Source organism: Pseudomonas sp. St316, from assembly GCF_018325905.1.
In the GTDB taxonomy this organism is placed as follows: domain Bacteria; phylum Pseudomonadota; class Gammaproteobacteria; order Pseudomonadales; family Pseudomonadaceae; genus Aquipseudomonas.
The window spans coordinates 3,663,686-3,686,654 of record NZ_AP021901.1 but is presented as its reverse complement, the minus strand read 5'-3'; the positions used below and the strand labels follow the sequence as shown (position 1 = coordinate 3,686,654).

General features: G+C 60.7%; 24 protein-coding genes. 9 read left to right on the top strand and 15 right to left on the bottom strand.

From position 1 onward, the window contains the following. Positions 1–27: 27 nt before the first annotated feature. The 5 genes from KI237_RS16395 to KI237_RS16375 form a co-directional block, all read right to left on the bottom strand. Entirely contained in the window at positions 28–339 is a 312-nt protein-coding gene (locus KI237_RS16395) for an isochorismate lyase (protein WP_212796138.1), read from the bottom strand. A gap of 60 nt (positions 340–399) precedes the next feature. Beyond that, on the bottom strand, positions 400–918 hold the full coding sequence (locus KI237_RS16390; protein WP_212796137.1) for an isochorismatase family protein: 519 nt from the start codon (positions 916–918) through the stop codon (positions 400–402). A 976-nt stretch (positions 919–1,894) separates the two neighbouring features. Beyond that, positions 1,895–2,173 (bottom strand): fructose-bisphosphate aldolase, encoded by a 279-nt coding sequence (locus KI237_RS16385; protein ID WP_212796136.1) that lies wholly within the window; start codon positions 2,171–2,173, stop codon positions 1,895–1,897. Positions 2,174–2,792: 619 nt separating this feature from the next. Beyond that, entirely contained in the window at positions 2,793–3,932 is a 1,140-nt protein-coding gene (locus tag KI237_RS16380) for an epoxide hydrolase family protein (RefSeq protein ID WP_212796135.1), read from the bottom strand. Positions 3,933–3,949: 17 nt separating this feature from the next. Further along, entirely contained in the window at positions 3,950–4,411 is a 462-nt protein-coding gene (locus KI237_RS16375) for a GNAT family N-acetyltransferase (RefSeq protein ID WP_212796134.1), read from the bottom strand. A 129-nt stretch (positions 4,412–4,540) separates the two neighbouring features. Here KI237_RS16375 and KI237_RS16370 point away from each other — a divergent pair, with 129 nt between their 5' ends. After that, positions 4,541–4,840 (top strand): DUF2628 domain-containing protein, encoded by a 300-nt coding sequence (locus tag KI237_RS16370; RefSeq protein WP_212796133.1) that lies wholly within the window; start codon positions 4,541–4,543, stop codon positions 4,838–4,840. A gap of 101 nt (positions 4,841–4,941) precedes the next feature. Here the strand turns inward: KI237_RS16370 and KI237_RS16365 are convergent, their stop codons facing one another. The 4 genes from KI237_RS16365 to xylA all read right to left on the bottom strand — a co-directional run bounded on the left by KI237_RS16365 (position 4,942) and on the right by xylA (position 10,242). Further along, positions 4,942–6,078 (bottom strand): sugar ABC transporter permease, encoded by a 1,137-nt coding sequence (locus KI237_RS16365; RefSeq protein ID WP_212796132.1) that lies wholly within the window; start codon positions 6,076–6,078, stop codon positions 4,942–4,944. Beyond that, on the bottom strand, positions 6,079–7,623 hold the full coding sequence (xylG, locus tag KI237_RS16360) for a D-xylose ABC transporter ATP-binding protein (protein WP_212796131.1): 1,545 nt from the start codon (positions 7,621–7,623) through the stop codon (positions 6,079–6,081). Positions 7,624–7,777: 154 nt separating this feature from the next. Next, positions 7,778–8,779, bottom strand: coding sequence for a D-xylose ABC transporter substrate-binding protein (xylF, locus tag KI237_RS16355; RefSeq protein WP_109753000.1), 1,002 nt, complete (start codon positions 8,777–8,779; stop codon positions 7,778–7,780). 146 nt (positions 8,780–8,925) lie between these two features. After that, positions 8,926–10,242 carry a xylose isomerase gene (gene xylA, locus KI237_RS16350; protein ID WP_212796130.1) on the bottom strand — a complete coding sequence of 439 codons (1,317 nt, stop codon included), beginning with the start codon at positions 10,240–10,242 and terminating at the stop codon, positions 8,926–8,928. A gap of 154 nt (positions 10,243–10,396) precedes the next feature. On the opposite strand from xylA, the gene KI237_RS16345 reads away from it, so the two are divergent. Continuing rightward, a complete protein-coding gene (locus KI237_RS16345; RefSeq protein WP_212796129.1) occupies positions 10,397–11,581 on the top strand; it encodes a XylR family transcriptional regulator in 1,185 nt (394 codons plus the stop codon). 194 nt (positions 11,582–11,775) lie between these two features. Here KI237_RS16345 and KI237_RS16340 read toward each other — a convergent pair whose 3' ends face one another. Next, positions 11,776–12,261, bottom strand: a complete 486-nt coding sequence (locus KI237_RS16340; RefSeq protein WP_212796128.1) for a thiol-disulfide oxidoreductase DCC family protein — start codon at positions 12,259–12,261, stop codon at positions 11,776–11,778. A 112-nt stretch (positions 12,262–12,373) separates the two neighbouring features. On the opposite strand from KI237_RS16340, the gene KI237_RS16335 reads away from it, so the two are divergent. Then, positions 12,374–13,309 carry a hypothetical protein gene (locus KI237_RS16335; protein ID WP_212796127.1) on the top strand — a complete coding sequence of 312 codons (936 nt, stop codon included), beginning with the start codon at positions 12,374–12,376 and terminating at the stop codon, positions 13,307–13,309. 43 nt (positions 13,310–13,352) lie between these two features. On the opposite strand, the gene KI237_RS16330 is transcribed toward KI237_RS16335, so the two are convergent. Next, complete coding sequence (locus tag KI237_RS16330) at positions 13,353–13,589, bottom strand: hypothetical protein (RefSeq protein WP_212796126.1); 237 nt, start codon at positions 13,587–13,589, stop codon at positions 13,353–13,355. A gap of 150 nt (positions 13,590–13,739) precedes the next feature. On the opposite strand from KI237_RS16330, the gene KI237_RS16325 reads away from it, so the two are divergent. After that, the gene (locus tag KI237_RS16325; protein ID WP_212796125.1) at positions 13,740–14,081 is read left to right on the top strand and encodes a YajG family lipoprotein; all 342 of its coding nucleotides are present in this window, start codon (positions 13,740–13,742) and stop codon (positions 14,079–14,081) included. 102 nt (positions 14,082–14,183) lie between these two features. Here the strand turns inward: KI237_RS16325 and KI237_RS16320 are convergent, their stop codons facing one another. Next, positions 14,184–15,086, bottom strand: a complete 903-nt coding sequence (locus KI237_RS16320; RefSeq protein WP_212796124.1) for a LysR family transcriptional regulator — start codon at positions 15,084–15,086, stop codon at positions 14,184–14,186. Positions 15,087–15,179: 93 nt separating this feature from the next. Here KI237_RS16320 and KI237_RS16315 point away from each other — a divergent pair, with 93 nt between their 5' ends. The 4 genes from KI237_RS16315 to KI237_RS16300 all read left to right on the top strand — a co-directional run bounded on the left by KI237_RS16315 (position 15,180) and on the right by KI237_RS16300 (position 18,862). Next, positions 15,180–16,187 (top strand): aldo/keto reductase, encoded by a 1,008-nt coding sequence (locus tag KI237_RS16315; protein WP_212796123.1) that lies wholly within the window; start codon positions 15,180–15,182, stop codon positions 16,185–16,187. Between the two features lie 111 nt (positions 16,188–16,298). Further along, entirely contained in the window at positions 16,299–17,093 is a 795-nt protein-coding gene (locus tag KI237_RS16310; RefSeq protein ID WP_212796122.1) for a DeoR/GlpR family DNA-binding transcription regulator, read from the top strand. A gap of 131 nt (positions 17,094–17,224) precedes the next feature. Further along, positions 17,225–18,151, top strand: a complete 927-nt coding sequence (locus KI237_RS16305) for a Gfo/Idh/MocA family protein (RefSeq protein WP_212796121.1) — start codon at positions 17,225–17,227, stop codon at positions 18,149–18,151. A gap of 15 nt (positions 18,152–18,166) precedes the next feature. After that, positions 18,167–18,862 carry a tRNA (adenine(22)-N(1))-methyltransferase gene (locus KI237_RS16300; RefSeq protein ID WP_212796120.1) on the top strand — a complete coding sequence of 232 codons (696 nt, stop codon included), beginning with the start codon at positions 18,167–18,169 and terminating at the stop codon, positions 18,860–18,862. Between the two features lie 393 nt (positions 18,863–19,255). Here KI237_RS16300 and KI237_RS16295 read toward each other — a convergent pair whose 3' ends face one another. The 3 genes from KI237_RS16295 to KI237_RS16285 form a co-directional block, all read right to left on the bottom strand. Beyond that, positions 19,256–19,633, bottom strand: a complete 378-nt coding sequence (locus KI237_RS16295; protein WP_212796119.1) for a hypothetical protein — start codon at positions 19,631–19,633, stop codon at positions 19,256–19,258. A gap of 57 nt (positions 19,634–19,690) precedes the next feature. Continuing rightward, the gene (locus KI237_RS16290; protein ID WP_249410618.1) at positions 19,691–20,416 is read right to left on the bottom strand and encodes a CPBP family intramembrane glutamic endopeptidase; all 726 of its coding nucleotides are present in this window, start codon (positions 20,414–20,416) and stop codon (positions 19,691–19,693) included. A gap of 341 nt (positions 20,417–20,757) precedes the next feature. Further along, a complete protein-coding gene (locus KI237_RS16285; protein WP_212796118.1) occupies positions 20,758–22,002 on the bottom strand; it encodes an acyl-CoA dehydrogenase family protein in 1,245 nt (414 codons plus the stop codon). Between the two features lie 378 nt (positions 22,003–22,380). Between KI237_RS16285 and msuE the strand changes: the two genes are divergently transcribed. Further along, a complete protein-coding gene (gene msuE, locus KI237_RS16280) occupies positions 22,381–22,944 on the top strand; it encodes an FMN reductase (RefSeq protein ID WP_212796117.1) in 564 nt (187 codons plus the stop codon). The last annotated feature ends 25 nt before the right edge of the window (positions 22,945–22,969 follow it).

Genomic DNA, 22,969 nt, shown 5'->3' with positions numbered 1-22,969 from the left:
GTTGTTCCAGCCACGGGTGAGTAGCGATCAGGTGCCGGATTGATGCGCGGTCCAGCGCTTCATCTCTTCGGCAATGAAATGATGCACCAGGTCGCTGTACAGCTTCTCGATGGCATCCGGGCTCAAGCCTTCGGCCTCGGCCCACTCGCGTCGTGTCGCCAGCATGGCCTTGAAACGCTCCGGTGCCTGCACCGAAGATGCGGAAGTCTTGAATTTCGAGGCCGCGAGCACGTATTGATAGCGCTTGCCCAGCAGCGTGATGACCGCCTGGTCGAGGGCATCGATTTCGCGTCGGATGTCCTCCATGTTTGCGCATTGCGAGGGTTGCAACGGGTCCATGTTGTGAGCTCCGCTTGTTGAACAAGACCGGCCCAACGTGAGCCGATCTTGTGATGGAGTTTAGAAGCACCAGTCCTCAGCGCGAACGACACGACAGAAGGCGCCTGCCAGGGTTGCGTTGTGATGGGCGATGATCATTTCTGCCTTTAATTCAGGCGTGTCGGAACAGGTATGACCGTCAGCGATCAGGACCGCGTCGAACCCCAGGTCCCGGGCGGCTCGGCAGGTGCTGTCGATACAATACTGGGTTTTCATACCGGTGATGACCAAGCCTTCAGCATCGCAAGCCTTTAGGCGCTCTGCCAGGCCCGTCAGGGTGAAGGCGTTGGGGCGGTTTTTTTCGAAGATGACTTCATCACCCTCCAACTGCAGTTCCTGCACCCGTTGCGTCAGCGGGCTTGCAGGCTCGATGGGCGAGCCAGGCGGGCCTACATGGCGAGCCAGGAAAACCGGTGCGCCAGCCCTCCGGGCCTTGAGCAGCAGGCCATTCAACGTATCCAGCAGTGCGTCGCCAGCCCAGGGTTTATCCGGGCCGTGAAACAACCCAACTTGCATATCGAGAATCAACAGCGCGTGCATGGTGCTTTCCTTGCGTGTGGGCCAGCGACGCAAGGGCAAAAGAAAAGGCCCTTACCATCGCTGGCGGGCCTTTGAGATACGTGTGTTATGGGCTCACGACACCTCACGACCCGCCTTGGCGGTCGTGGTTGTGGTGGTCGAGGCGATCTGTGGCAGGTTCATGGTGCCGACAGTAACTTTCGGCCGTCAGGTTTGGCAAGCGGGTATGTCAGCTTGCTTGCCAAAGCGGTGCGTCAGTTTGCGCAGATGTTGATTTTGCCGCCGCCATCGCGAGCAAGCTCGCTCCCACATTTTGATCGTTGGCGCATCTCGATTTTGCAGCCAGCCCAAGCCCCCTGTGGGAGTGAGCTTGCTCGCGATGGCATTCGATCGGTCAGCATTGATGTTGGCTGACAGGGCGCTATCGCGAGCAGGCTCGCTCCCACATTTTGATCGTTGGCGCATCTCGATTTTGCAGCCAGCCCAAACCCCCTGTGGGAGCGAGCCTGCTCGCGATGGCATTCGATCAGTCAACACTGATGGCGGCTGACAGGGCGCCATCGCGAGCAGGTTCGCTGCCACATTTTGATCGTTGGCGCGTCTCGATTTTGCAGCCAGCCCAAGCGCCCTGTGGGAGCGAGCCTGCTCGCGATGACATTCGATCGGTCAGCATTGATGTTGGCTGACAGGGCGCTATCGAGAGCAGGCTCGCTCCCACATTTTGATCGTTGGCGCGTCTCGGTTTTGCAGCCAACCCAAGCCCCCTGTGGGAGCGAGCTTGCTCGCGATGGCATTCGATCGGTCAGCATTGATGTTGGCTGACAGGGCGCTATCGCGAGCAGGCTCGCTGCCACATTTTGATCGTTGGCGCATCTCGACTTTGCAGCCAGCCCAAGCCCCCTGTGGGAGCGAGCTTGCTCGCGATGGCATTCGATCGGTCAGCATTGATGTTGGCTGACAGGGCACTATCGCGAGCAGGTTCGCTCCCACGCGTTTTTCAGCCTTCGAGCCCGCGTTGTTCGATCACACCGAACACATCCGCCACATCCTGCACCAGGATTCGGGCGACGTTAGTGATGGTGTTGATGTCGCTCGATGCCGAATCACGCAGGCTGCTGCACGCCACCAAGGTCAGGTATTCGAGCGTGGCGTGCAGGCGTTCGCTGGCACAGGCGTGGAGTTCGGTGAGTGGGGCTTGGGTGTCGATCAGCAGGACGGGGTGGGTGGTGGCGATTTGGGTGAGAGGGGTGAAGCGGCTGGATGAGTGAGTTGTCATGAGGTTGAATTCCCTTTAAGAAAAAAGAAATGCCACCTTTTCGCTGCGAATCAAATGGGTGGCAGTTGCGCGAGGGTTCGCAGACCGAGGAAAAGAATCCAAAAACTCGGCAGACCCGAAAGTCTCCCGCGCACAACCGCCATAAAATGAACGCGGGCAAGTTTGCCTGAATTTCATTTGACGGTATTAGATCTTTTTCATCGAGGGCTGCGAAACCCAGTCACCGGCCAAAGCCAGCGACGACCCAACTATAGAAGTCGATCCCGGCGCCCACAACCGACCTGTAGGACGCACACCGTCCCTGTGGCGAGGGAGCTTGCTCCCGCTCGGCTGCGCAGCAGTCGCAAAACCGGTGCCTGCGGTGCGCCTGGCGAAATAAGGTGTTTGGTTTGGGGCCGCTTCGCAGCCCAGCGGGAGCAAGCTCCCTCGCCACGGGAGGTAAATTCCTACGAGATTTTCGGATCACCTCTTGCCGCGCCACTGTGAGTGCACAGGTTTCTGTGGGAGCAAAGCTTGCTCGCGATGCAGGCACCTCGGTTCCCCGGAAGACCGTATCATCTTCATCGCGGGCAAGCCTTGCTCCCACAGAAGGCTTGCGCTGAGCTTGTTCGGATTTTTTCTAACGACAGATGCGGAAAAACGCCCTGATATCCTCCGCCAACAACTCCGGCTGCTCCAACGCAGCAAAATGACCACCACGAGGCATCTCGGTCCAGCGCTTCACCTCGCAGCAGCGCTCCACCCAACTCCTGGGCGGCATAGGCAGTTCCTTGGGAAACAGCGCAACCCCAACCGGTGGTTTCAGCCGTTCGCCGTGGTTGAACAGCAACGGCCGCTTGCTACCTTCCACATACTGGCGAAACGACGAGCCGATGCAGTTCGTCAGCCAGTACAGCGTGACATTGGTCAGCAGCCATTCTCGATCGATGGCGGGGTTGGTATCGCACCAGGACAGGATCTTTTCGCCCATCCACGCCAAGAGTCCCGCCGGTGAATCATTTAAGCCCACGGCGAGGCTTTGCGGTTTGGTTCTTTGCAGGTGCGCGTAGGCGCCTTCGGCATCGGCAAAGGCCCCGGCGCGTTGCAGGAAGGCAATTTCTGCCGCTGTCTGCGCGGGTTCCGTTTCGCCAAGGGGAGGGCGATAGGAACCCGGGATGTAATTGAGGTGAATGCCCGTCACCCGCTCGGGAAAACGCACACCCAGCCACGTCGACACGCCAGCACCAATGTCCCCACCCTGGGCGCCAAAGCGCTCATAGCCCAGCCCGCTCATCAACTCATTCCACAAGCCCGCCACTTCATAGGGCCCCATGCCGGATTGCTGGAACGGCGCGGAAAAGGTGTAGCCGGGCAGCGACGGCACCACCACATCGAAGGCGTCCGCAGGGTCGCCGCCATGGCGGGCCGGGTCCGTCAGCAATGGGATGATGCGCTGCATCTCGATGAACGAGCCGGGCCAGCCGTGGGTGAGGATCAACGGCATCGGTTTCGGACCGATGCCACGTTGATGAATAAAATGGACCTTTTGCACGCCGATGTGGGTAACAAACTGCGGCAGGCGATTCAGCGCGGCTTCCTGGGCACGCCAATCGAACGCGGTCGACCAATGTGCGAGAAGCTCCCGTAGCACATCCATGTCCATGCCTTCGCTCCAGCCTTGTCCGGCCATGGGCTCTGGCAGCCTTGCGTTCAGCAGGCGGTGCCGAAGGTCTTCAAGGGCGCTGTTGGGGATGTCGATGGAGAAAGGCTCAATGAGCATGCGTGTTTTCGTCCTGATTACGTAGCGTCTGAAAATGACATGACATGGGTCGCAAAATCATCTTCTACCGGCCGAAATCCGCAGCGCAGGTAAAAGGCTGCGCCCTCCGGTGTGTCTGTCGCCAGGCGCACCGCTTGGAACCGTGATGCTGCATGCTTCAAGAGATGCTCGACCAAAAATCTGCCCACCTTCAGGCCCCTTGAGGTACGCGTGACATATACCCTTCGTAACCTCCCGACACTCGGGGCGGCATAGGGATCATATGAGAGTCCGCCAACGGCAATCAGTTGCCCGTTGTCGAAGACTCCTAGAAAGCATTCCCCGGGTTGATCGAATTGATTGGAGCCGTTTCTCCAACCGGTGATCAAGCGAGTAAGAAACCTAAAACCCTCTGTAACAGATTCTGCCTCCAGTTGCCGAATCGCTGAAGGAAGTTCTGGCAGTTGCCGTACCGTCAGTTCTCGTACTGATTCAATCACTGGACATTCCTGTGTTGCTTTTAGTTGCCGGCATGACCTTGGCGCAGCTAGTGTAGCCACGATGGCCGTGCTTGACGCTGGACGAGTGCAGCAGATTGAAAATGGAAATGCTTGACGAAGGAGTGGTACATGGCACGCTATTTCAAGAATCCGGACAGTGATCAAGTGGAAGAAGTGGATGCGTTCCAAGTGTTGGCGATTCTGTTTTTGGGCGTGATCTATCTGTTTTTCGCAGGGCTCTGGCGACACTTGCTGATCTGGCTCGGCATCGTGGCTATCGGTCTTGTGGCGGGCCCGTCATGGATGGCAGGGGCCACGGTGCTACTGCACGTCGTCTACTGTTTCATGATCCGCAAGATTGTCGCGCAGGACTATTTGCGCAAGGGCTGGATTGAAGTCGCTGATCCGAAAGCGGTTGTTGGAAGTTGAGGACAATCCGGCCTTCTCTGCGCAAAACATGAAGCTTGCAAACAAAGCGTGTCCCCTCATTCTTTCCCATTCTCACCCCGCCAGCAAAATGATGAACCCCCTCAACGCCGCCCAGTCCGCGTACTCACATCCACCCACACCGCCAGCACCAGGATGCTGCCCTTGACGATCATCTGCCAGTAACTGTCGACGTCGAGCATCGACATGCCGTTGTCCAGGCTGGTGATCACCAGCGCGCCGAGCAGGGCACCGTAGACCGTGCCGGAGCCGCCGCGCATGGAGGTGCCACCGATGAAGCAGGCGGCGATGGCGTCGAGTTCGCCCATGTTGCCCGCCGAGGGTGAACCGGCGGCCAGGCGTGCGGTGTTGACCACGCCGGCCAGGGCGCACATCACGCCCATGATGCCGAAGATCCACAGTTTTACGGCTTGCACGTTGATGCCCGACAGGCGCGTGGCTTCCATGTTGCTGCCCACCGAATAGACCCGTCGGCCGAACACGGTCTGGCTGGTGACATAACTGAACACCCCCAGCAGGATCAGCAGGAGCAACACCGGCACCGGGATGCCGTCGTAGCTGTTGAGGGTATAGACGAACCCGGCCAGCACTGCGCCGATCAGCACCACACGCAATACGTCACGCACCAGGGAGTGCGCCGTCAGGCCATGGAGGGCACGGTTGCGTCGCTGTTTCCAGGTCAGGAACAGGGTCAGGGCGAACAACAGGATGCCAAGCCCGGTCCCGACGGTGTGCGGCAAGTAACCCTGGCCGACGTAGACCAGCTCCGGTGATACCGGGGCAATGGTGGTGCCGCCGGTCACCCCCAGCAGGATGCCGCGAAACGCGAGCATGCCCCCCAGGCCAACGATGAACGATGGAATGCGCAGGTAGGCGGTCATGTAGCCGTTGCCCAAGCCGATCACCAAGCCGCACAGGGCCACCAGGCTCAGGTTCGCCAGTAGCGGGATGTGATAGACCACATCGAGAATCGCCGCCAGGCCACCCAATAGCCCAAGCAACGAGCCCACCGACAAATCGATTTCGCCGCTGATGATCACCAGCACCATGCCGCAGGCCAGGATCCCGGTGATGGACATCTGCCGCAGCAGGTTGGAGAGGTTGCGCGGGGTCACGAACCCACCCTCGGTCTGCCAGCTGAAGAACAGCCAGATCAGCGCCACGGCGATCACCAGCGCGAGCATCTTGTAGCGGGAGAAGAGTTGTTTGACCTGATTCATCTACGCGGACTTCCGATCATTATTGTTATGGCTGAGCGCGGCGGCGAGCACGTGTTCCTGGGTCAGTTCGTGGTTGATGAAGTCGCCGCGCAACTGGCCTTCGCCGATCACCAGAACGCGGTCGGACACCCCCAGCACTTCGGCCAGTTCCGAAGACACCATGATGATCGACACGCCTTCGGCCGCCAGCGCGCCCATCAACTTGTAGATCTCGTACTTGGCGCCGACGTCCACGCCGCGGGTGGGTTCATCGAGAATCAGCACACGGGGTTTGGTCAGGAGCATTTTCGCCAACACGGCTTTTTGCTGGTTGCCACCGGAGAGGCTGGTGATTGGCAGGAACGGGCTCGCGGTCTTGAGGTGCATGCGCGCGATTTCCTTGTCGATGCTGCCCAGTTCGGCTTCGGCGTCGATGCGCGTCAGCTTGGAGTAGGTGTCCAGCACCGCCAGGGTGATGTTCTGGCCCACGCCCAAGTCCGGAATGATGCCTTGGCGCTTGCGGTCTTCGGGGACCATGCACAGGCCGGCGCGGATCGACTTGAGCGGCGTGCGCGTATCGATGGGTTGGCCGCCCAGCCAGACTTCGCCTTCGTAGCGGCCGGGGTAGGCGCCGAACAGCGCCGACACCAGTTCCGTGCGACCGGCACCGACCAGCCCGGCGATGCCGAGGATTTCCCCGCGCTTGAGCACGAACGAAATGTCGTCGACCCGTTTGCGCTTGGGGTTGTCGACGTCGTAGCAGGTGACGTGGCGCGCCTCGAAAATCACCTCGCCGATGTCGTGGGGTTCGGTGGGGTAGAGGTTGCTCATTTCCCGTCCGACCATCTGGGTGATGATCTTGGGGATGTCCATGTCCGTCATCGCGGTGGTGGCGATGTGTTTGCCATCGCGGATCACCGAGATGGTGTCGCACACGGCGGCCACTTCATCGAGCTTGTGGGAGATGTAGACGCAGGCGACGCCCTTGGCCTTGAGGTCGCGGATGATGTCCAGCAGCACCTCGATTTCCGAGCGGGTCAGGGCCGAGGAGGGCTCATCAAGGATCAACAGCCGCGCCTGCTTGTTCAGCGCCTTGGCGATTTCCACCAGTTGCTGGTAGCCACCGCCGTACTGCGAAACCGGCAGCGAGACGTTCATGTCCGGCACTTTGAGTTCACGCATCAGGGCTTCGGCGCGGTGGATCATCGCCGGGTAGTTCATGCGCCCGCCGGGCAGGGTGAGTTCGTGGCCCATGAAGATGTTTTCAGCCACCGACAGGTCGGGGACCAGGGTCAGCTCCTGGTGAATGATGACGATCCCGGCGGCTTCGGTTTCGCTGATGGACTGCGCCTTGAGCGGCTGGCCGTCCCAAAGAATTTCACCGTCCCAGGTGCCGTAGGGATAGACCGCCGACAGCACCTTCATCAGCGTGGATTTGCCCGCGCCGTTTTCACCGCACAGGCCGACGCACTCTCCCGGCCTGACCTTGATGTCGATGCCGTTCAGGGCTTTGACACCGCCAAAGGTTTTGACGATGCCGTTCATTTGCAGCAGGTAGTCGGACATGGCAAGGACTCACAAGAAAGGACACCCGGCAAACCGCGGAACCTGTGGGAGCGAGCTTGCTCGCGATAGCGGTGGTTCAGCTTGCATCGATATTGGATGGGCTGCCGTCATCGCGAGCAAGCTCGCTCCCACAGGGAAGTGGCTTGGTGTCAGGTCACTGCCCGGCGATCTGCGCCTTGGTATAGAACCCGTCCTTTTCCAGCAGGTCGATGTTGTCCTTGGTCAACGGCGTGGGGGTGAGCAGGATGGTGTCGACTTTCTTGCTGCCATTGTCGTACTGCGAGCTGAAGCTGGGCTTTTCGTTGCGCGCCAGTTGCACCGAGAGCTTGGCGGCTTCGGAGGCAATCAGTTTCAGCGGCTTGTAGACGGTCATGGTCTGGGTGCCATCGATCACCCGCTTGACCGCCGCGAGATCGGCGTCCTGACCGGAGATCGGCACCTTGCCGGCCATTTTCTGGGCGGCCAGGGCCTGGATGGCGCCGCCGGCGGTGGCGTCGTTGGAGGCGACGATGCCGTCGATCTTGTTGTTGTTCCGGGTCAGGGCGTTTTCCACGATGCTCAGGGCTTCGGTGGGGTTCCATTCCTTGACCCACTGCTGGCCTACGATCTTGATGTCACCCTTGTCGATGGCCGGTTGCAGCACTTTCATCTGGCCTTCGCGCAGGACCTTGGCGTTGTTGTCCGTAGGGGCGCCACCGAGCAGGAAGTAGTTGCCCTTGGGCGCAGCCTTCAGCACGCCGCTGGCCTGCATTTCGCCGACCTTTTCGTTATCGAAGGAAATGTAGGCATCGATATCGGCGTTGAGGATCAGTCGGTCATAGGACACCACCTTGATCCCGGCCTTCTTGGCTTCGGCGACGGCGTTGGTCAGCACGGTGGCGTTGAACGGCACGATGACGATCACATCGACGCCACGAGAGATCAGGTTTTCGATCTGCGAGATCTGCTTCTGCTCGTTGGCATCGGCGGACTGGACGAAGACCTTGGCGTCGAGTTTTTCCGCCGCCGCGACAAAGTAGTCACGGTCCCGCGACCAGCGTTCCAAGCGCAGGTCATCAATGGAAAAACCGATTTTTGGATGGGCCGCATCGGCCATGACCGGAAGCGAGAGCAGGGCGAGGGCGCCGGCGAGCAGGGTACGTTTGAATGTTTTCATGTAGTGCGTCCTTTTATTGTTGTTTGAAAGACACTGCCTGACGATGAGCGTGATACCGGGTAGAACTGTAGAGCGTTGCAGGGCGCCGTGGGCACAGATTTGTCGTGCGAATGTAACAGCCCCTGGGCCCCGGCCATTGCCCGTTGTCAGGGATAGATGAACCGATTGACCACGTTTTCGAGCATCTCCTGGCGACCGCTGACGGCCTGGGGATCCAGCTCGTTGGTGAAGGCATGCTCGGCCAGTGACTCAAGGCTGAAATCACCGGCCAGTACCGCTTGGCCAAACGGTTGCTTCCAACCGGCGTAGCGCTGGTCCTTGAACTGTTGCAACTGATCGTTCTGCACCATGGCCGCCGCGCGCTCCAGGGCGAGGGCGAGGACATCCATGGCGGCGACGTGGCCGTGGAACAGGTCGAGTTCGTCCACGCTCTGGCGCCGGACCTTGGAATCGAAATTGAACCCGCCATTGCCGAAGCCCCCGGCCTTGAGGATTTCGTAGGTGGCCAGGGTCATTTCCTCGACGCTGTTGGGGAACTGGTCGGTGTCCCAGCCGTTCTGCGGATCACCACGGTTGGCGTCGATGCTGCCGAAAATGCCCAGGGAGACGGCGGTGGCGATCTCGTGATGGAAGCTGTGCCCGGCCAGGGTCGCGTGGTTGGCTTCGATGTTGACCTTGATCTCGTTTTCCAGGCCGAACTGTTGCAGGAAGCCGAACACCGTGGCGCTGTCGTAATCGTACTGGTGCTTGGTCGGTTCCTGGGGCTTGGGCTCGATCAGCAGGTCACCCTTGAAGCCGATCTTGTGCTTGTGCTCGACCACCATGCGCATGAAGCGGCCCAGCTGTTCGCGCTCGCGTTTCAGGTCGGTGTTGAGCAGGGTTTCGTAACCTTCACGGCCGCCCCACAACACGTAGTTGGAGCCTTTGAGGCGCTGGGTGGCGTTCATGGCGCTGAACACTTGGGCGGCGGCGCAGGCGAACACCTCCGGATCGGGGTTGCTGGCGGCGCCGGCGGCAAAGCGCGGATTGCTGAAGCAGTTGGCGGTGCCCCACAGCAGCTTGATCCCGGTCTGTTCCTGATGGCGCTCCAGGTGGTCGATCATCTGGGCGAAGTGGTTGCGGTACTCTTTGAGCGAATGGCCTTCCGGGGCGACATCGGTGTCGTGGAAGCAGTAGTAATCGATGCCCAGCTTGGAGAAGAACTCGAACGCCGCTTCGGCCTTGCCGATGGCCAGTTCCATGGGATCCCCGGCGTGCTGCCAGGGGCGCTTGAACGTGCCGGCACCGAACACATCGGACCCCGGCCAGACGAAGGTATGCCAGTAGCAGACCGCCATGCGCAGGTGCTCGCGCATGGGCTTGCCGAGCACCAGCTTGTTGGCGTCGTAGTGACGGAAGGCAAGCGGCGAGTCGCTGGCGGGGCCCTCGTAGCGAATCTTGTCGACAGCGGGGAAGTACGACATGGGCGAGTTCCTTTTTATTCTTGGCGGTGTCTCGATACTAACGCCGGCCCCGTGGCTGCTGATTATGAAAATCACCAACAGGGCGTTCGATTTTGAGTATTGAGGTTCATCGCTCGCGCGCCTAGTCTGTGTGCATCGGCCCAGGGTTAAACCAATGAAAACCGTCCCGCCCGTTCACCGCATTGCGTTGTTGTTCAATGGCAGCAAGATCTACGACCGCGGCATCATCAGCGGCATCGGTAATTACCTGAGCAGCACGCGCGCGTCCTGGGACTTGTTCCTCGAAGAGGATTTTCTCTGCCGCTTGAAAGGCATCGAGCGCTGGCAGGGCGACGGGATCATCGCCGACTTCGACGACCCGCTGATCGGCGAGGCGCTGGCCGGGATCAAGCTGCCGGTGGTGGCGGTGGGCGGCTCTTATCAGGATGAACGCGCCTATCCGAAGGGCATTCCCTATGTCGCCACCGACAATGACGCGTTGATGACATTGGCCTACGAGCACCTGATCGAAGCCGGGCTGACCCGTTTTGCCTGTTTCAGCCTGCCTGAGTCACAAGCCAATCGATGGGCCCAGGAACGGGAAAAAGCCTTTCGCCGGCTGGTGCAGCGCGATGGCCTGCACGCCGAGGTCTATCGCGGCATGGGCACCAGCGCACCGCTGTGGGACAGCGCCGTCGAACAGCAGATCGCCTGGCTGCAAAGCCTGCCCAAACCCATCGGTATCATCGCTGTCAGCGACGCCCGCGCCCGGCAGTTGCTGCAAGCCTGCCTGACCGCCGGGATCGCCGTACCCGAGCAAGTGGCGTTGATCGGCATCGACAACGACCCTCTGACCCGCAGCCTGACGCGGGTGCCGCTGAGTTCGGTGATCCAAGGCACCGAAACCATGGGGCGGACCGCCGCGCGCCTGCTCCATCAAATGCTGCACGGCATGCCGTCCACGGGCACGCAGATTCTGGTCCCGCCTGATGCGATCAATGTGCAGGTGTCGAGCCTGCATCAACCGTTGGGCAACCCTTATGTCATGCAGGCACTGCTCTTCATCCGCCAATACGCCTGCCAGGGCATCAAGACGGCCCAGGTGGCGGCTTATGTGGGGGTGTCGCGCTCATCGCTGGAATCACACTTTCGCAAGGAGCGCGGTTGCAGCGTCCACGACGAAATCCTGCGCTTCAAACTGGCCGCCGCCGCCAATGGATTGGAAAACACCCACTCGCCGATTGCCGAGATTGCCCAGAACTGCGGCTTCAAATCGGCGCAATACCTGCACACCGTGTTTCGCCGCGAGTTCGGCTGCACCCCTCGGGAGTATCAGCAGGGAGCCAATACGGCGATGTAGGAGCTGTCGTAGGAGCTGTTGTAGGAGCTGTCGAGTGCAACGAGGCTGCGATCTTGTCCCAGACAATTGAGTCAAAAGTGAAAGATCAAGATCAAGATCAAGATCAAAATCAAAAGATCGCAGCCTTCGGCAGCGCCTGCAGAACCCAGCTTTGCAAGGCGTTCGGGCGGTGTGAGCGTCGCGGCCCCGCTGGGCTAAGTACCGATCCGTTCCACCGTATCGCTCCCAGGCGCTGGAGCCTTCAAGAAACGGCTTTCATGATCCGCGTTCGGCAAAAGGCATACGTCGTATTTGCCAAGCAGCCGGTAACGATTCAGGGCAATACGATCATAGGCCCAGTCCCGAAGCCGGCGGGGGATGTAGCGCAGTAGTTTCACCGGGCGCCAGGCCCAGGGCAGCAGGGCTACGACTTCAAAAATCGCATCCGAACGCACCCAGTAATGCTGGTCGCGAACCACCGCCATGGTCTCGAATTGCTGCAAGGGCAGGCCCGCCCAGGCAAGTAGGGCTTGCCCTTCGGGCGACTGTACGGAGGCCAACCGCACTCGTCGGGCGTGGTCATGGCGGATCAGGAATCTCGCCCAGCCATTGCACAGTTTACAAACGCCGTCGAACAGGACCACTGTCTCGCCTGGCTTGAGCAAGGGCGCGGGCGAGGGGCGAGTTTGGGAGATGGGCATGAATGTCTGTCTACATGGCGCGTGGTTACCTGGATAATACGCGTGTTCCAGCGGCAAGGGGCGTCCCGAAGGGCTGCTCGACCATGATGACTTCAAGGGCTTGATTCGATCCATGAGCGATGACACTTACAGCCTGTATATACGCTTCCAGACCCCCGATCCTGACATTGGCCCACGGGAGCGGGCGCCGATGCTGGCGCAGGAGCTGGCCTGGGCGCGTGAGCGCGCGACTATGCATCGCTTCAGCTGGATCGTGGTGCTGGTGCCGCCGTTGTGCCTGGGCCCGGTGTTGCCGGGCATCGCGTTTTTGCTGGGGTTGCTGGTCTATCAGGGATTATCCGCCCCGGGCGTCAATCTTGACCGGATCGCTGGGGATTCCCTTGGCTGGCTTGTGCTCGCCACCTTGCTGTTCATGGCGGCGTGGATCCTGCACAACTACTGGCGCGATACACGCGACCCGACCAAGCGCTATTGGCAATCGATGCCTGATCAAGGGCTGGTCGAGCTCGAACACCATACTCTGGTCTGCGGTATCAACCTGTGGTCCAACGACTTCGATCCGGACTGCAACACCCTTATGCAATGGTCTAACGGCAAGCTGAAATGCGTGCAAGACAGCGGTGTGTCGCAATGGATCCTGGCCCGGACTGCGGCAGGGCACTGGTTGGTGCTCAAGGAGCAATTTCCGGGCGACTTCAGCTACGGGCGAATAGGGCAAATGCCCGCACCGGACAAACGGCTGCAACCCGGCCAGCAACTGGCGATCGCCTTCGCCCCCGGCACGAACCTAGAGTTGGGCCGGCGTTTCGAGGGTGAGCCGATCCCATTGGTGGATACGCCGTACTGGATGTCTGCCGAGGAGCTCAAGCGCCTTACCGAGACCGCTCATCACTGGAATTTTCTACCGCCGAACCGCTATGGGGTGGTCAGTGACCAGGATGCCGCGTGGGTGCAGCGGTTGGTGAACCGGGCGCAAGCGAGCGTTGGGCCGCAGCCGCAAGTGGACTGTGGCGCAGCCCAGTGGGAGCGCGCCCCTTCGCCACAATGAATCGAACACATTCCTGGAAGTCCGGCCTGTTCTTGGCCGGACGCTAAAGCCACGTATCCACCACCCGCCGATCCAGCTCCTCCCAATCCGCCATGCCCAATACCCGAGTGGTGTTCAACCCGCGCAGATAACCGCGCAGTTGATTGGCCGTGGCGCGCCTGAGCTCCGGGTCGGGTTCAATGCTGCTCAACAGCACGCTTTCGTACTGGATCAGGTAATCGGCCACCCGCTCACGGAAGTCGGGCAATACCGCGTCGCGAATCAGATCAAACGTTCTCATGGCTATACCTCATCAGTCTTTTTCGGCTTGCAACTATTGCTAGGAGTAATAGTGACCATTACCAAATGCAAGTTCTGCTTTGCCGGCAATCATTGGAAAATCAGCGCCATCGAACACGCAGCCCACTCTTTTATTTTCAGGACCCCATCCATGCGCCGTTTATTTTTGCTTCCCCTGGCGTTTTCCCCGTTGTGGCTGGCCGGTTGTGCCTCGGCGCCGAACGACCCGACCCTGACGTTGCAGACCCGCAAGACGCCGGCCCAATACGCAGAATGCGTCGTGCCGAAATTGCAGGGCAGTGCCTTGAACCCGATGGTCTCGCAGACCCAGCGCAGCTACCGCATCGTGGTGCCGAGCAAAGTCTCGGCAGACAACGTGTTGGAAGCCTACAAGGCCGGCAGTGGCGGCAAGGTGTTCATCTACGAGCGACATTTGCTGGCCTCCAACCTCTTGCCTTCGAGTTTTGAACGCGCCGCACAGGAATGCATCTGACCGGCCCGTAAACGTTTTTCACCGTGCTCCTTTGGTTGGCCGCAACCAACCAATTCCCTTGCCCCGCACCGTCTTCGGTCGCGGGGCTTTTTTTGTCTGGTTTCAGGTTGGGCAATCGTCCGCCCGGATGAACTCGATGAGCGCTTTCAGGGCCGGTGGCACATGGCGTCGGCTGGGGTAATAGAGAAAAAACCGGCTTGGCGGGGCTTTCCATTGTGCAAGCAGTTCCGTGAGTTGCCCATTGCGCAGCTCATCGCACACCAGCTCTTCGTAGACGTAGGCAATCCCGGCGCCATCTTTCGCCGCCTGGATCATCAGCGCATCGTCTTCAAGAATGAGCGGGCCGGTGACGGACAAGCGGATCGGTTGCCCTTCTGACTGATACTCCCAGGCATAGAGTTTGCCGCTGGGAAAGCGTCGGGCGATACAGGCGTGGTCGAGCAAGTCGCGTGGGGCCTGGACGACTCCCTTTGCGGCCAGGTAAGCCTGTGAAGCGACGGTCACGAATGATTGAGGGGGGCCGACAGGGACGGCGATCATGTCGCCGGCCAGGCTTTCGCCAAAACGTACGCCAGCGTCAAACCCGCCGTTGACGATGTCGGTCAAGCCGTCATCGGTGACCAGGTCCAGTTGAATGCGTGGATACCTGGCCACGAATGGCGCGAGCACTTTCGCAAATACCGCACGCGCCGCCGGACGCGCCACGTTGAGACGAAGCTTGCCGGCAGGCACTTGCTGCATCGAGGTCAGTTGCGCCAGTGCATCGGCAACCTGCTGCAGGGAAGGGGCCAGCGTTGCCAATAGTTGGTGGCCGGCCTCGGTCGGAGTCACGCTGCGCGTGGTCCGATTGAGCAGCCTGACACCCAGGCGTGCTTCCAGTGCACGCATCGCGTGACTCAATGCAGAAGCCGAAACGCCACGCTCGTCGGCGGCCTTGCGAAAGCTGCGATGGCGAGCGACGGCCGCAAAGGCATCCAGTTCGCAAAGATCGGGGTACTGATTCATGAGCAGTGTTCAGTAGTTCAAATACGATTACCTATCTTATCGCCATGAGAGTGCTCCCGGATACTGGCCACCCTCATCCGTGGAGAACTCGCTATGCAAAAGAATCGTCTTGGATCATCGGACTTTCTGATTTCGCCCATTGGCCTGGGAACCTGGGCCATTGCTGGCGCCGGCTGGGAATACAGCTGGGGCGCGCAGGACGACGAGGACAGCCTGGGCGCCCTTGAATATGCCGTCGAGCGCGGTGTGAACTGGATCGACACAGCGGCGGTTTATGGCTTGGGCCACGCCGAGCAACTGGTTGGGCAATTGTTGCATCGGGTGCCAGCTTCACGGCGTCCGTTGGTGTTCACCAAGGGGAGTCTGGTCTGGGACCCGGTCACCCAGTTGATCTCACACTCGCTGGCGCCTCAATCGCTGCTCGCCGAGGTCGAGGCAAGTTTGCGCCGGCTGCAAGTCGAAACCATCGACCTTTATCAGATTCACTGGCCGGCCTTTCCTGCCGACGGCAGCAGTGAAGGCATCGAGAGGGCGCTTTCGGCGTTGGCCACTGCGCGCGAACAGGGAAAAATTCGCGCTATCGGTGTCTCCAATTTCGATGTCGTGCAACTCAAACGGGCCCAGGCGGTGACCGAGATCGTCTCTCTCCAACCGCCTTACTCAGCCCTGATGCGAGACATTGAGGAAGATGTGTTGCCATTTTGCGAGGAGGCGGGAATGGGGGTCTTGGCTTATTCCACCCTTCAATCGGGATTGCTTTCCGGGAGCATGACGCGCGAGCGCATCGCCCAATTGCCCGATGACGATTGGCGCAAGGCCCGAAGTGCGGACTTCCAGGAGCCTCGCTTGACTGCGAACCTGGCGCTGGTCGAGGTTTTGGCCGGTATCGGTGAACGGCACGGGGTGAGCGCGGCGGCCGTCGCCATCGCCTGGGTACTGCGCAAACCGGTGGTCACCGGCGCCATCGTCGGAGCCCGCCGTCCCGGGCAGGTCGATGGACTGATTGCCGGCGCACAGCTACGTCTCAGCGCCGAGGAAATCGACGAGATTCGACCTTTCCTGCCCTCGGGCATGGGCACGAATGTTCCTGGGGCCGCTTGACCTTTAACGTTTGGCAGCCCGCTTGAACGAGGGGTTTGACGCCTTCTTGCATAACCGGCACTATTTGCTCGTTTGTGATCATTAGTGCTCGTTTATGCAGGTTGTAGCCTCATGACTTCTCCTCACGAAGCGTTCCCTGGCGAACGCCAGCAATTGATCAGCCAGCGTCTTGCCCGCTATGGCCGGGTGATCGCGGCTGATTTGGCCAGCGAATTCAATGTGTCCGAGCACTCGATACGGCGTGATTTGGGTGCATTGGCAGCGGCGGGGGTGTGCAAGCGCGTTTATGGCGGCGCAATACTCTTGCCCGCTGTCGAAGGGCCGTTGGACGTACGCGTGCGCAAAGACCCGGCGCGCAAGGGCAGTCTTGGTCGAGCGGCCGCTGCGCTGCTGCGTGCGGGGCAGCACGTGTTTATCGACGCTGGGTCGACCAACCTGGCTGTCGCCTGCGCCATCGACCCGCAACTTCAACTGACCCTCACCACCAATTCGCCGCTGATTGCCGTTCAGTTGATGAAGCTGCCCCGCGCCGAGGTCATCCTGCTGGGTGGCCGCTTGAGTTCAACCGCGGGTGGTGTGATCGGGCTGACGGCGGTCCAGCAATTGCGCCAATTCAGTTTCGACGTGTGTGTCCTCGGCGCCTGCGCCATCGATCCGGACAATGGCGTCACGGCGTTTGGCCTGGACGACGCGGAGTTCAAGCGCGCGGTGGTCGCGGCAAGCGGGCAGGTGATCGCGGCGGTGACCAACGAGAAGCTGTCCAGCGTTGCCCACTATCAGGTGGCCTCCTGCGAAGAGGTCGCCACCCTGGTGGTGGAGCACGACGCGCCGCGTGAGCGGCTGGAACCCTTCTTCGGCCGGGTGACCAACGTCGTGACGGCAGCCAGCGAGCCGCGGCAGAACTGATGTCTTTGCTGCACGGCTGTTGCCCAATTGCGCAGGACAATCGTAGGGATACTGCACGGTCCCCATTGTCCGCCGGCCGATTTGCGTCTAGTTTGCTGCCCGATCACAAGTACAAAAATCAGGAGTCATCGATGCAACCGATTCGTCTCGGGCTGGTGGGCTACGGCAAGATTGCCCAGGATCAACACGTCCCAGCCATCCACGCCAACCCCGCGTTCCAACTGGTGGCGGTCGCCACGCAAGGGCAGCCCTGCGCCGGGGTAGAGAACTTCCGGTCCCTGGGCGAGCTGCTCGAACACGGCCCGCAGGTCGATGCAATTGCGTTTTGCACGCCGCCACAAGGTCGCTTCGCCCTGGTGCAACAGGCGCTGGCGGCAGGCAAACACGTGCTGGTGGAAAAGCCGCCGTGCGCCACTCTGGGAGAAGCCATGGCCTTGGTGGAGCAGGTCCGCGAGCAAGGCGTCAGCGGCCTGTTCGCCTGGCATTCGCGTTACGCGCCGGGCATTGAAGCCGCCCGTGACTGGCTGGCCAGTCGCACCTTGCAGAGCGTGCAGATCGACTGGAAGGAAGACGTGCGCAAGTGGCACCCCGGCCAGGCATGGATCTGGCAACCCGGCGGCCTGGGCGTCTTCGATCCGGGTATCAATGCCTTGTCGATTGTGACCCATCTGCTGGCGTTGCCGCTGTTCGTGGAGTCCGCCGAGTTGCGCGTGCCGGACAACTGCCAGTCGCCGATTGCCGCCAGCATCAAGATGGCCGACGCGCGCCACCTCGATGTGCGTGCGGAGTTCGATTTCGACCATGGTCATGACGAGCTCTGGAGCATCGAGATTCGCTGCGCCGAGGGCGTTCTGCGCCTGGACAACGGCGGTGCGCTGTTGAGCATCGACGGCGTGGGCCAGGCCGTATCCGAGGAAGGCGAGTACGCGGCGGTGTATCGACATTTTCAGCAACTGATTGCCAACCAAACCAGCGACATGGACCTGCAGCCGCTGCGGTTGGTCGCGGACAGTTTTTTTGTCGGCAGCCGGACGGCGGTTGAGCCGTTCTACGATTAAACCAGGGAACTGCAGTTGAACGAACAGACCTTGTCCATGCGCCTGGAGCGCGTGGCGGCGCATATGCCGGTGGGCGCGCGCCTGGCCGATATTGGCTCGGATCACGCTTACCTGCCGGTGGCTTTGCTGCGCCGTGGCGCCATCGCGATGGCGGTGGCTGGGGAGGTGGCGCTAACGCCGTTTTGCGCCGCCGAACGCACCGTTGGGCAGAACGGCCTGGAACAGCAGATCAGCGTGCGCCTGGCCAATGGCCTGGCGGCGATCGAGCCGGAAGACGGCATCACGGCGATCAGCCTCTGTGGCATGGGCGGTGAAACGATCCGCGACATCCTGGACAGCGGCAAAGCGCGGTTGAGCGGGCACGAGCGGCTGATCCTGCAGCCCAATGGCGGTGAACAACCGTTGCGCCAATGGCTGATGGAGAACGACTACCGCATCCTCTGCGAGGAAGTGCTGCGGGAAAACCGCTTTTACTACGAGATCATCGTCGCCGAGCGCGCCGGACCGGTGACGTATACCGCCGAGCAGCTGTACTTCGGCCCGCTGCAGATGCAAGCCCGCACCCCGATCTTCGTGGCCAAGTGGCAGCGTCTGCTGCGCCAGAAGCAAAAGACCCTCACCAGCTTCGCCAAGGCGCGGCAAGCCGTGCCGCAAGAGAAGCTGCAAGACATTACACGGCAGGTGCGGTGGATCACTGAGCTGTTGGCTTAAGTCGCATTGGGGTTGGCTGTGCCGACGTCATCGCGAGCAAGCTCGCTCCCACAGGGTTTTATGGCGTGTCCGAATGTTGTGGGCAGCATGGAGCCGACGCCATCGCGAGCAGGCTCGCTCCCACAGGGTTTTGTGGCGTGTCCGAATGTTGTGGGCAGCATGGAGCCGACGCCATCGCGAGCAGGCTCGCTCCCACAGGGTTTTGTGGCGTGTCCGAATGTTGTGGGCAGCATGGAGCCGACGCCATCGCGAGCAGGCTCGCTCCCACAAGGGATTTGTGGCGAGCAGGAATGCTGAGAGCACTCGCAATTCCCTGTGGGAGCGAGCCTGCTCGCGATGAGGCCGCCTGTTACTCCACCGACTTGCGCAATGCCTCGGGCTTCGATCACCTGATTACCGCCCCACCACCGGGTAGTGCTTGATACGACACGCATACGAATTGCCGTCACCTTTACAGACGCCATCCAGGTAGCGGTAGTCGACCTGTACCGACTGTCCTTTCGCAGGCCATTGCCGACGGGGGAGCGTGGCTTGGTAGTCCGGGGTTTCCGGGGTAAAGGTGAGCGATGAACCTTGCGCGGGACACTCCACCGAGGTGGATTTCGGCCTGACTTTCACAATCTGCGCCCGAAGCTGCGGGTAGGGTTGTTTCAGGACCTCGACGATACGCAGCTCCAGGCGGCAGATCTGCCACGTCGAGGCCTGGATGGGCTCGCACAGGAAGGGGAGCGACAAGACAAGCAGTCCGAGGCACGTTGCGTGAGTGTTCATTATTGCCCTTGTCTGGGGTGCTGAGGTTCGTGAATCATAGCCTCGCCTTGGGCTGACTCAACCGTAAAGCCCCATCAGGGTGAAAGACTTGTCGCTGGTCAGTGCAACCATTTCTGCCAACGAATGCAGGAGCACGGGAACCAGCAGGCCGCCGCTGACCACTCTGGCGGCGGCGAGCACGCCGCCACAAGCGAAGATCAACACGACAGTCAGCCAGTTCCCGTATTGGATGTGCATGCCGGCGAAGATGGCTGAGGTGACGATGACTGCGATCCATGTCCAGGCACGGCTGTTCTCGTAGGGAAACAGTCGGAGCATGTAATGGCGGAAAAACAATTCTTCGGCAATGGGCGGCAGCACGATCAGCGAGGCGATCTTGAGCGTGGCCTGCCAACCGTTGAGCCCGTCCAGAAGCTCGGCCATGAACACTTCTCGCGGCAACCCCAGCACGAAGGCGGCGACCCCGAAAAACAGGTAGGAACCCACGATGCCAAGCGCGCCCCACCGCAGCGGTTGGCCGATGTAATGACCACGCCATTGAGTGCGCGCATCGGAGCGGTATTGCCAGGCGAAGAGAGCGAGCAGGGCGAGTGCGGTAAGACCTGAGGTGGTCGTGAACGTCAGGTAGGCTTGCATGTCCGCGGGTACGAAAAGGACCTCGGGCACGGCTGCCAGGAAGACTATCACGGTCGCAAGCACAAACATCCCGAGCCGGGGAAAGAAGCGGTAGGGCGAAAAAGAGGCGGTGGGTGCAAACTCAGGGGCGGCATATAGATTCGTCACAGTCACTCCATGAGTGTAAGGAAAAACGCATGATGCCAGTGTTCTGGTCCTCTGGGATGAGTTCCTGCCGGCTTTGTGAAAAGGTCGGCAATTGGTCGGGTGCAGCGAGCCCAGCACATTCAATATCATCGTCGACTGTAACGCCGCCATCGTGAGCACGCTCGCTCCCACAGTGGGCTGCGAGTGTTCACTGCACTTGTGTCCGGCCCCGGTCCCCTGTGGGAGGGAGCTTGCTCGCGATGAGGTCAGCAAGCTCAACATCCATGTAACTGAATGAACCACCGCCATCGCGAGCGAGCTCGCTCCCACAGAAGAAACGCGGTCCTACCAAACCCAAGCACTCACTGCTGCTTAGACCCCCCGCCAATCTGCCAGACATACGGCGGTTGCGTACCGTTGATTTCCCAATCACCAATAATGCGTTCCTTGTAGATCAGCGGATTGTGCGAGGCGGCGGTGCGGGCGTTGCGCCAGTGGCGGTCAAGGGCCTTGCTGGTGCTGGTGGCCGAGGCACCAAGGGCATTGAACAGGTCGCTGGTGGCGCGCAGCACGAGGTCGGAGATGACCACCTGGGCCTGGGCCGATTCCAGTTCGGCGGCGATGTTGGCGGTGTGTTCGGTCTCGGCGTTCTGACTGAAGCGGCTTTCGTAGGCGCGTTGGGAGGCGCTCGCGGCTCGCAGGGTGGTGGCTTCGGCGGCATAGACCTGGGCCGAGGCCCTACCGACCACTTGCTGCACCTGCACGTCCTGGCTCACTGCGCTGGCATTGCCGGTGCTGAAGACCCGCGTGCGTTTGCGGACTTGCTCGGTAATGTCATGAACCGCAGCGCGGCCGGCACCGGTCAGCACGGCGAGCAGGACCAGTTGATAAAACGCCGTCTGGTATTTGAAACGGGTGGAGAAGTCGATGAGATTTTGCTCTTCGACCAACGCATTCTCGAACAGCGATGTCCCGCTACCGGTGGTGCGTTGGCCAAAACCGTCCCAGTCGTCGCTTTGCTTGACGCCCGGCTGGTGCACGCGCACGGCGGCAATCACGTCGGCGCCGTTGTCGTCGCGCTGGGCATACACGTCGATCCAGTCGGCGAAGATACTGCCGGTGCTGTAGTACTTGGTGCCATTGACGACCCATTGATCGCCCCGCCGGGAAACCCGGGTAATGACTTCACCGATTTTCACCGCGCCAACTTCAGTCCAGGCATTGCCCACCAGTTCGCCTTCGACGAAGCGCTTGAACCAGATGTCTTGTGGGCTGCTGGCGTGGGCGTTGAGGCGGTCCTCGACAAATGCAAAGTGCCCGCGCAGCGCCTGGGGCAGGTTGGAATCGGCTTCGGCCAGTTCGATCAGCAGTTGCAGCAGTTGTGGCAACGAAGCCCCGGCGCCGCCATATTCGACCGGTACGCGGATGGCGCCGAAGGCTGCTTCCTTCAGCCATTTCACCTGTTCAAAGGGCAGGCTGCGCGTCTGCTCACGCTCCAGGGCGCCGGCCTGGATACGTGCAAAGATCGGCCGAAAGCGTTCGGCCAAGGGCTCATAGTCGGCGCCGGTGGAAAGGATCGGCGGCAGGTGTTGTTGCTGTGCGGTCATGTTGATGTTCCTTCTGGATGACGAGTGGGCGGGCAGGGGGAAAGACCTGCCGGTGCCAACGGTCATTGCACAGTCCATGCCCGAGGCCCAACGCCCGTAAATACGGGACCTATACGGTGTTCATCAGTGAAAGGACTGTCCTGGCCGCGAACAATCTGTTGCGCAACTGTGTGCCGGGCAACAGTTGCTGCCACGGACGTCGGCGCGGCAGGTGTTCGCCAGGCAACAGTGGATCAACAGCTTGTCCGTCGAGCGACAGTGAAGTGATTTGGTATAGTTTCTAATACACTGATTATTAAGGAAATATTCAAGTGGCACGGTTGCTGCTCTACACCATGTGCAGACGCTGAGGTGGCGTCTCCAGGCATGGGGTAAGCGATGAGCAAGCAATTCAAAGTGGTAGCGGTGTCAGGCAGCGTGCAGCACCCGTCACGCACGCTGGTCCTGCTCCAGGCATTGGTCGACAGGCTCGGGCAGCAACTGCCGATCGAGTTGCGTTTGATCGAACTGGCCAAGGTCGGCCCACAGTTCGCCGGGGTCTTGCGTCGCGAGGCGTTGCCGGTTGCCGTGCAGGATGACCTGCGGGCCATTGAGTCGGCTGATCTGCTGATCGCCGCCAGTCCGGTGTATCGGGCCTCGTACACCGGGCTGTTCAAGCACCTGTTCGATTTTGTTCATCACGAAGCCCTCAAGAATGTACCGGTGCTGCTGGCCGCGACGGGGGGCTCGGATCGCCATGCCTTGATCATCGATCACCAACTACGACCCCTGTTCGGCTTCTTCCAGGCCCTGAGCCTGCCAGTGGGGGTCTATGCCAGCGAAACCGATTTCACCCACTACCAGATCTCCAGCGCGCAGGTGCTGGAGCGTATCGAGCGCGCCGTCGAGTCGGCGTTGCTGAGCCTGGTCCCGAGCGTTCGCCGCGACGCCAGTGCCGCCTGATCAATTTCTTCCTTTCAAAACGAGC

Bases quoted from the DNA above. Each gene is read 5' to 3' on its own strand.
- KI237_RS16395 (WP_212796138.1), bottom strand. From the start codon at position 339: ATGGACCCGTTGCAACCCTCGCAATGCGCAAACATGGAGGACATCCGA.
- KI237_RS16390 (WP_212796137.1), bottom strand. From the start codon at position 918: ATGCACGCGCTGTTGATTCTCGATATGCAAGTTGGGTTGTTTCACGGC.
- KI237_RS16385 (WP_212796136.1), bottom strand. From the start codon at position 2,173: ATGACAACTCACTCATCCAGCCGCTTCACCCCTCTCACCCAAATCGCC.
- KI237_RS16380 (WP_212796135.1), bottom strand. From the start codon at position 3,932: ATGCTCATTGAGCCTTTCTCCATCGACATCCCCAACAGCGCCCTTGAA.
- KI237_RS16370 (WP_212796133.1), top strand. From the start codon at position 4,541: ATGGCACGCTATTTCAAGAATCCGGACAGTGATCAAGTGGAAGAAGTG.
- KI237_RS16365 (WP_212796132.1), bottom strand. From the start codon at position 6,078: ATGAATCAGGTCAAACAACTCTTCTCCCGCTACAAGATGCTCGCGCTG.
- xylG (WP_212796131.1), bottom strand. From the start codon at position 7,623: ATGTCCGACTACCTGCTGCAAATGAACGGCATCGTCAAAACCTTTGGC.
- xylF (WP_109753000.1), bottom strand. From the start codon at position 8,779: ATGAAAACATTCAAACGTACCCTGCTCGCCGGCGCCCTCGCCCTGCTC.
- xylA (WP_212796130.1), bottom strand. From the start codon at position 10,242: ATGTCGTACTTCCCCGCTGTCGACAAGATTCGCTACGAGGGCCCCGCC.
- KI237_RS16345 (WP_212796129.1), top strand. From the start codon at position 10,397: ATGAAAACCGTCCCGCCCGTTCACCGCATTGCGTTGTTGTTCAATGGC.
- KI237_RS16340 (WP_212796128.1), bottom strand. From the start codon at position 12,261: ATGCCCATCTCCCAAACTCGCCCCTCGCCCGCGCCCTTGCTCAAGCCA.
- KI237_RS16335 (WP_212796127.1), top strand. From the start codon at position 12,374: ATGAGCGATGACACTTACAGCCTGTATATACGCTTCCAGACCCCCGAT.
- KI237_RS16330 (WP_212796126.1), bottom strand. From the start codon at position 13,589: ATGAGAACGTTTGATCTGATTCGCGACGCGGTATTGCCCGACTTCCGT.
- KI237_RS16325 (WP_212796125.1), top strand. From the start codon at position 13,740: ATGCGCCGTTTATTTTTGCTTCCCCTGGCGTTTTCCCCGTTGTGGCTG.
- KI237_RS16320 (WP_212796124.1), bottom strand. From the start codon at position 15,086: ATGAATCAGTACCCCGATCTTTGCGAACTGGATGCCTTTGCGGCCGTC.
- KI237_RS16315 (WP_212796123.1), top strand. From the start codon at position 15,180: ATGCAAAAGAATCGTCTTGGATCATCGGACTTTCTGATTTCGCCCATT.
- KI237_RS16310 (WP_212796122.1), top strand. From the start codon at position 16,299: ATGACTTCTCCTCACGAAGCGTTCCCTGGCGAACGCCAGCAATTGATC.
- KI237_RS16305 (WP_212796121.1), top strand. From the start codon at position 17,225: ATGCAACCGATTCGTCTCGGGCTGGTGGGCTACGGCAAGATTGCCCAG.
- KI237_RS16295 (WP_212796119.1), bottom strand. From the start codon at position 19,633: ATGAACACTCACGCAACGTGCCTCGGACTGCTTGTCTTGTCGCTCCCC.
- KI237_RS16285 (WP_212796118.1), bottom strand. From the start codon at position 22,002: ATGACCGCACAGCAACAACACCTGCCGCCGATCCTTTCCACCGGCGCC.
- msuE (WP_212796117.1), top strand. From the start codon at position 22,381: ATGAGCAAGCAATTCAAAGTGGTAGCGGTGTCAGGCAGCGTGCAGCAC.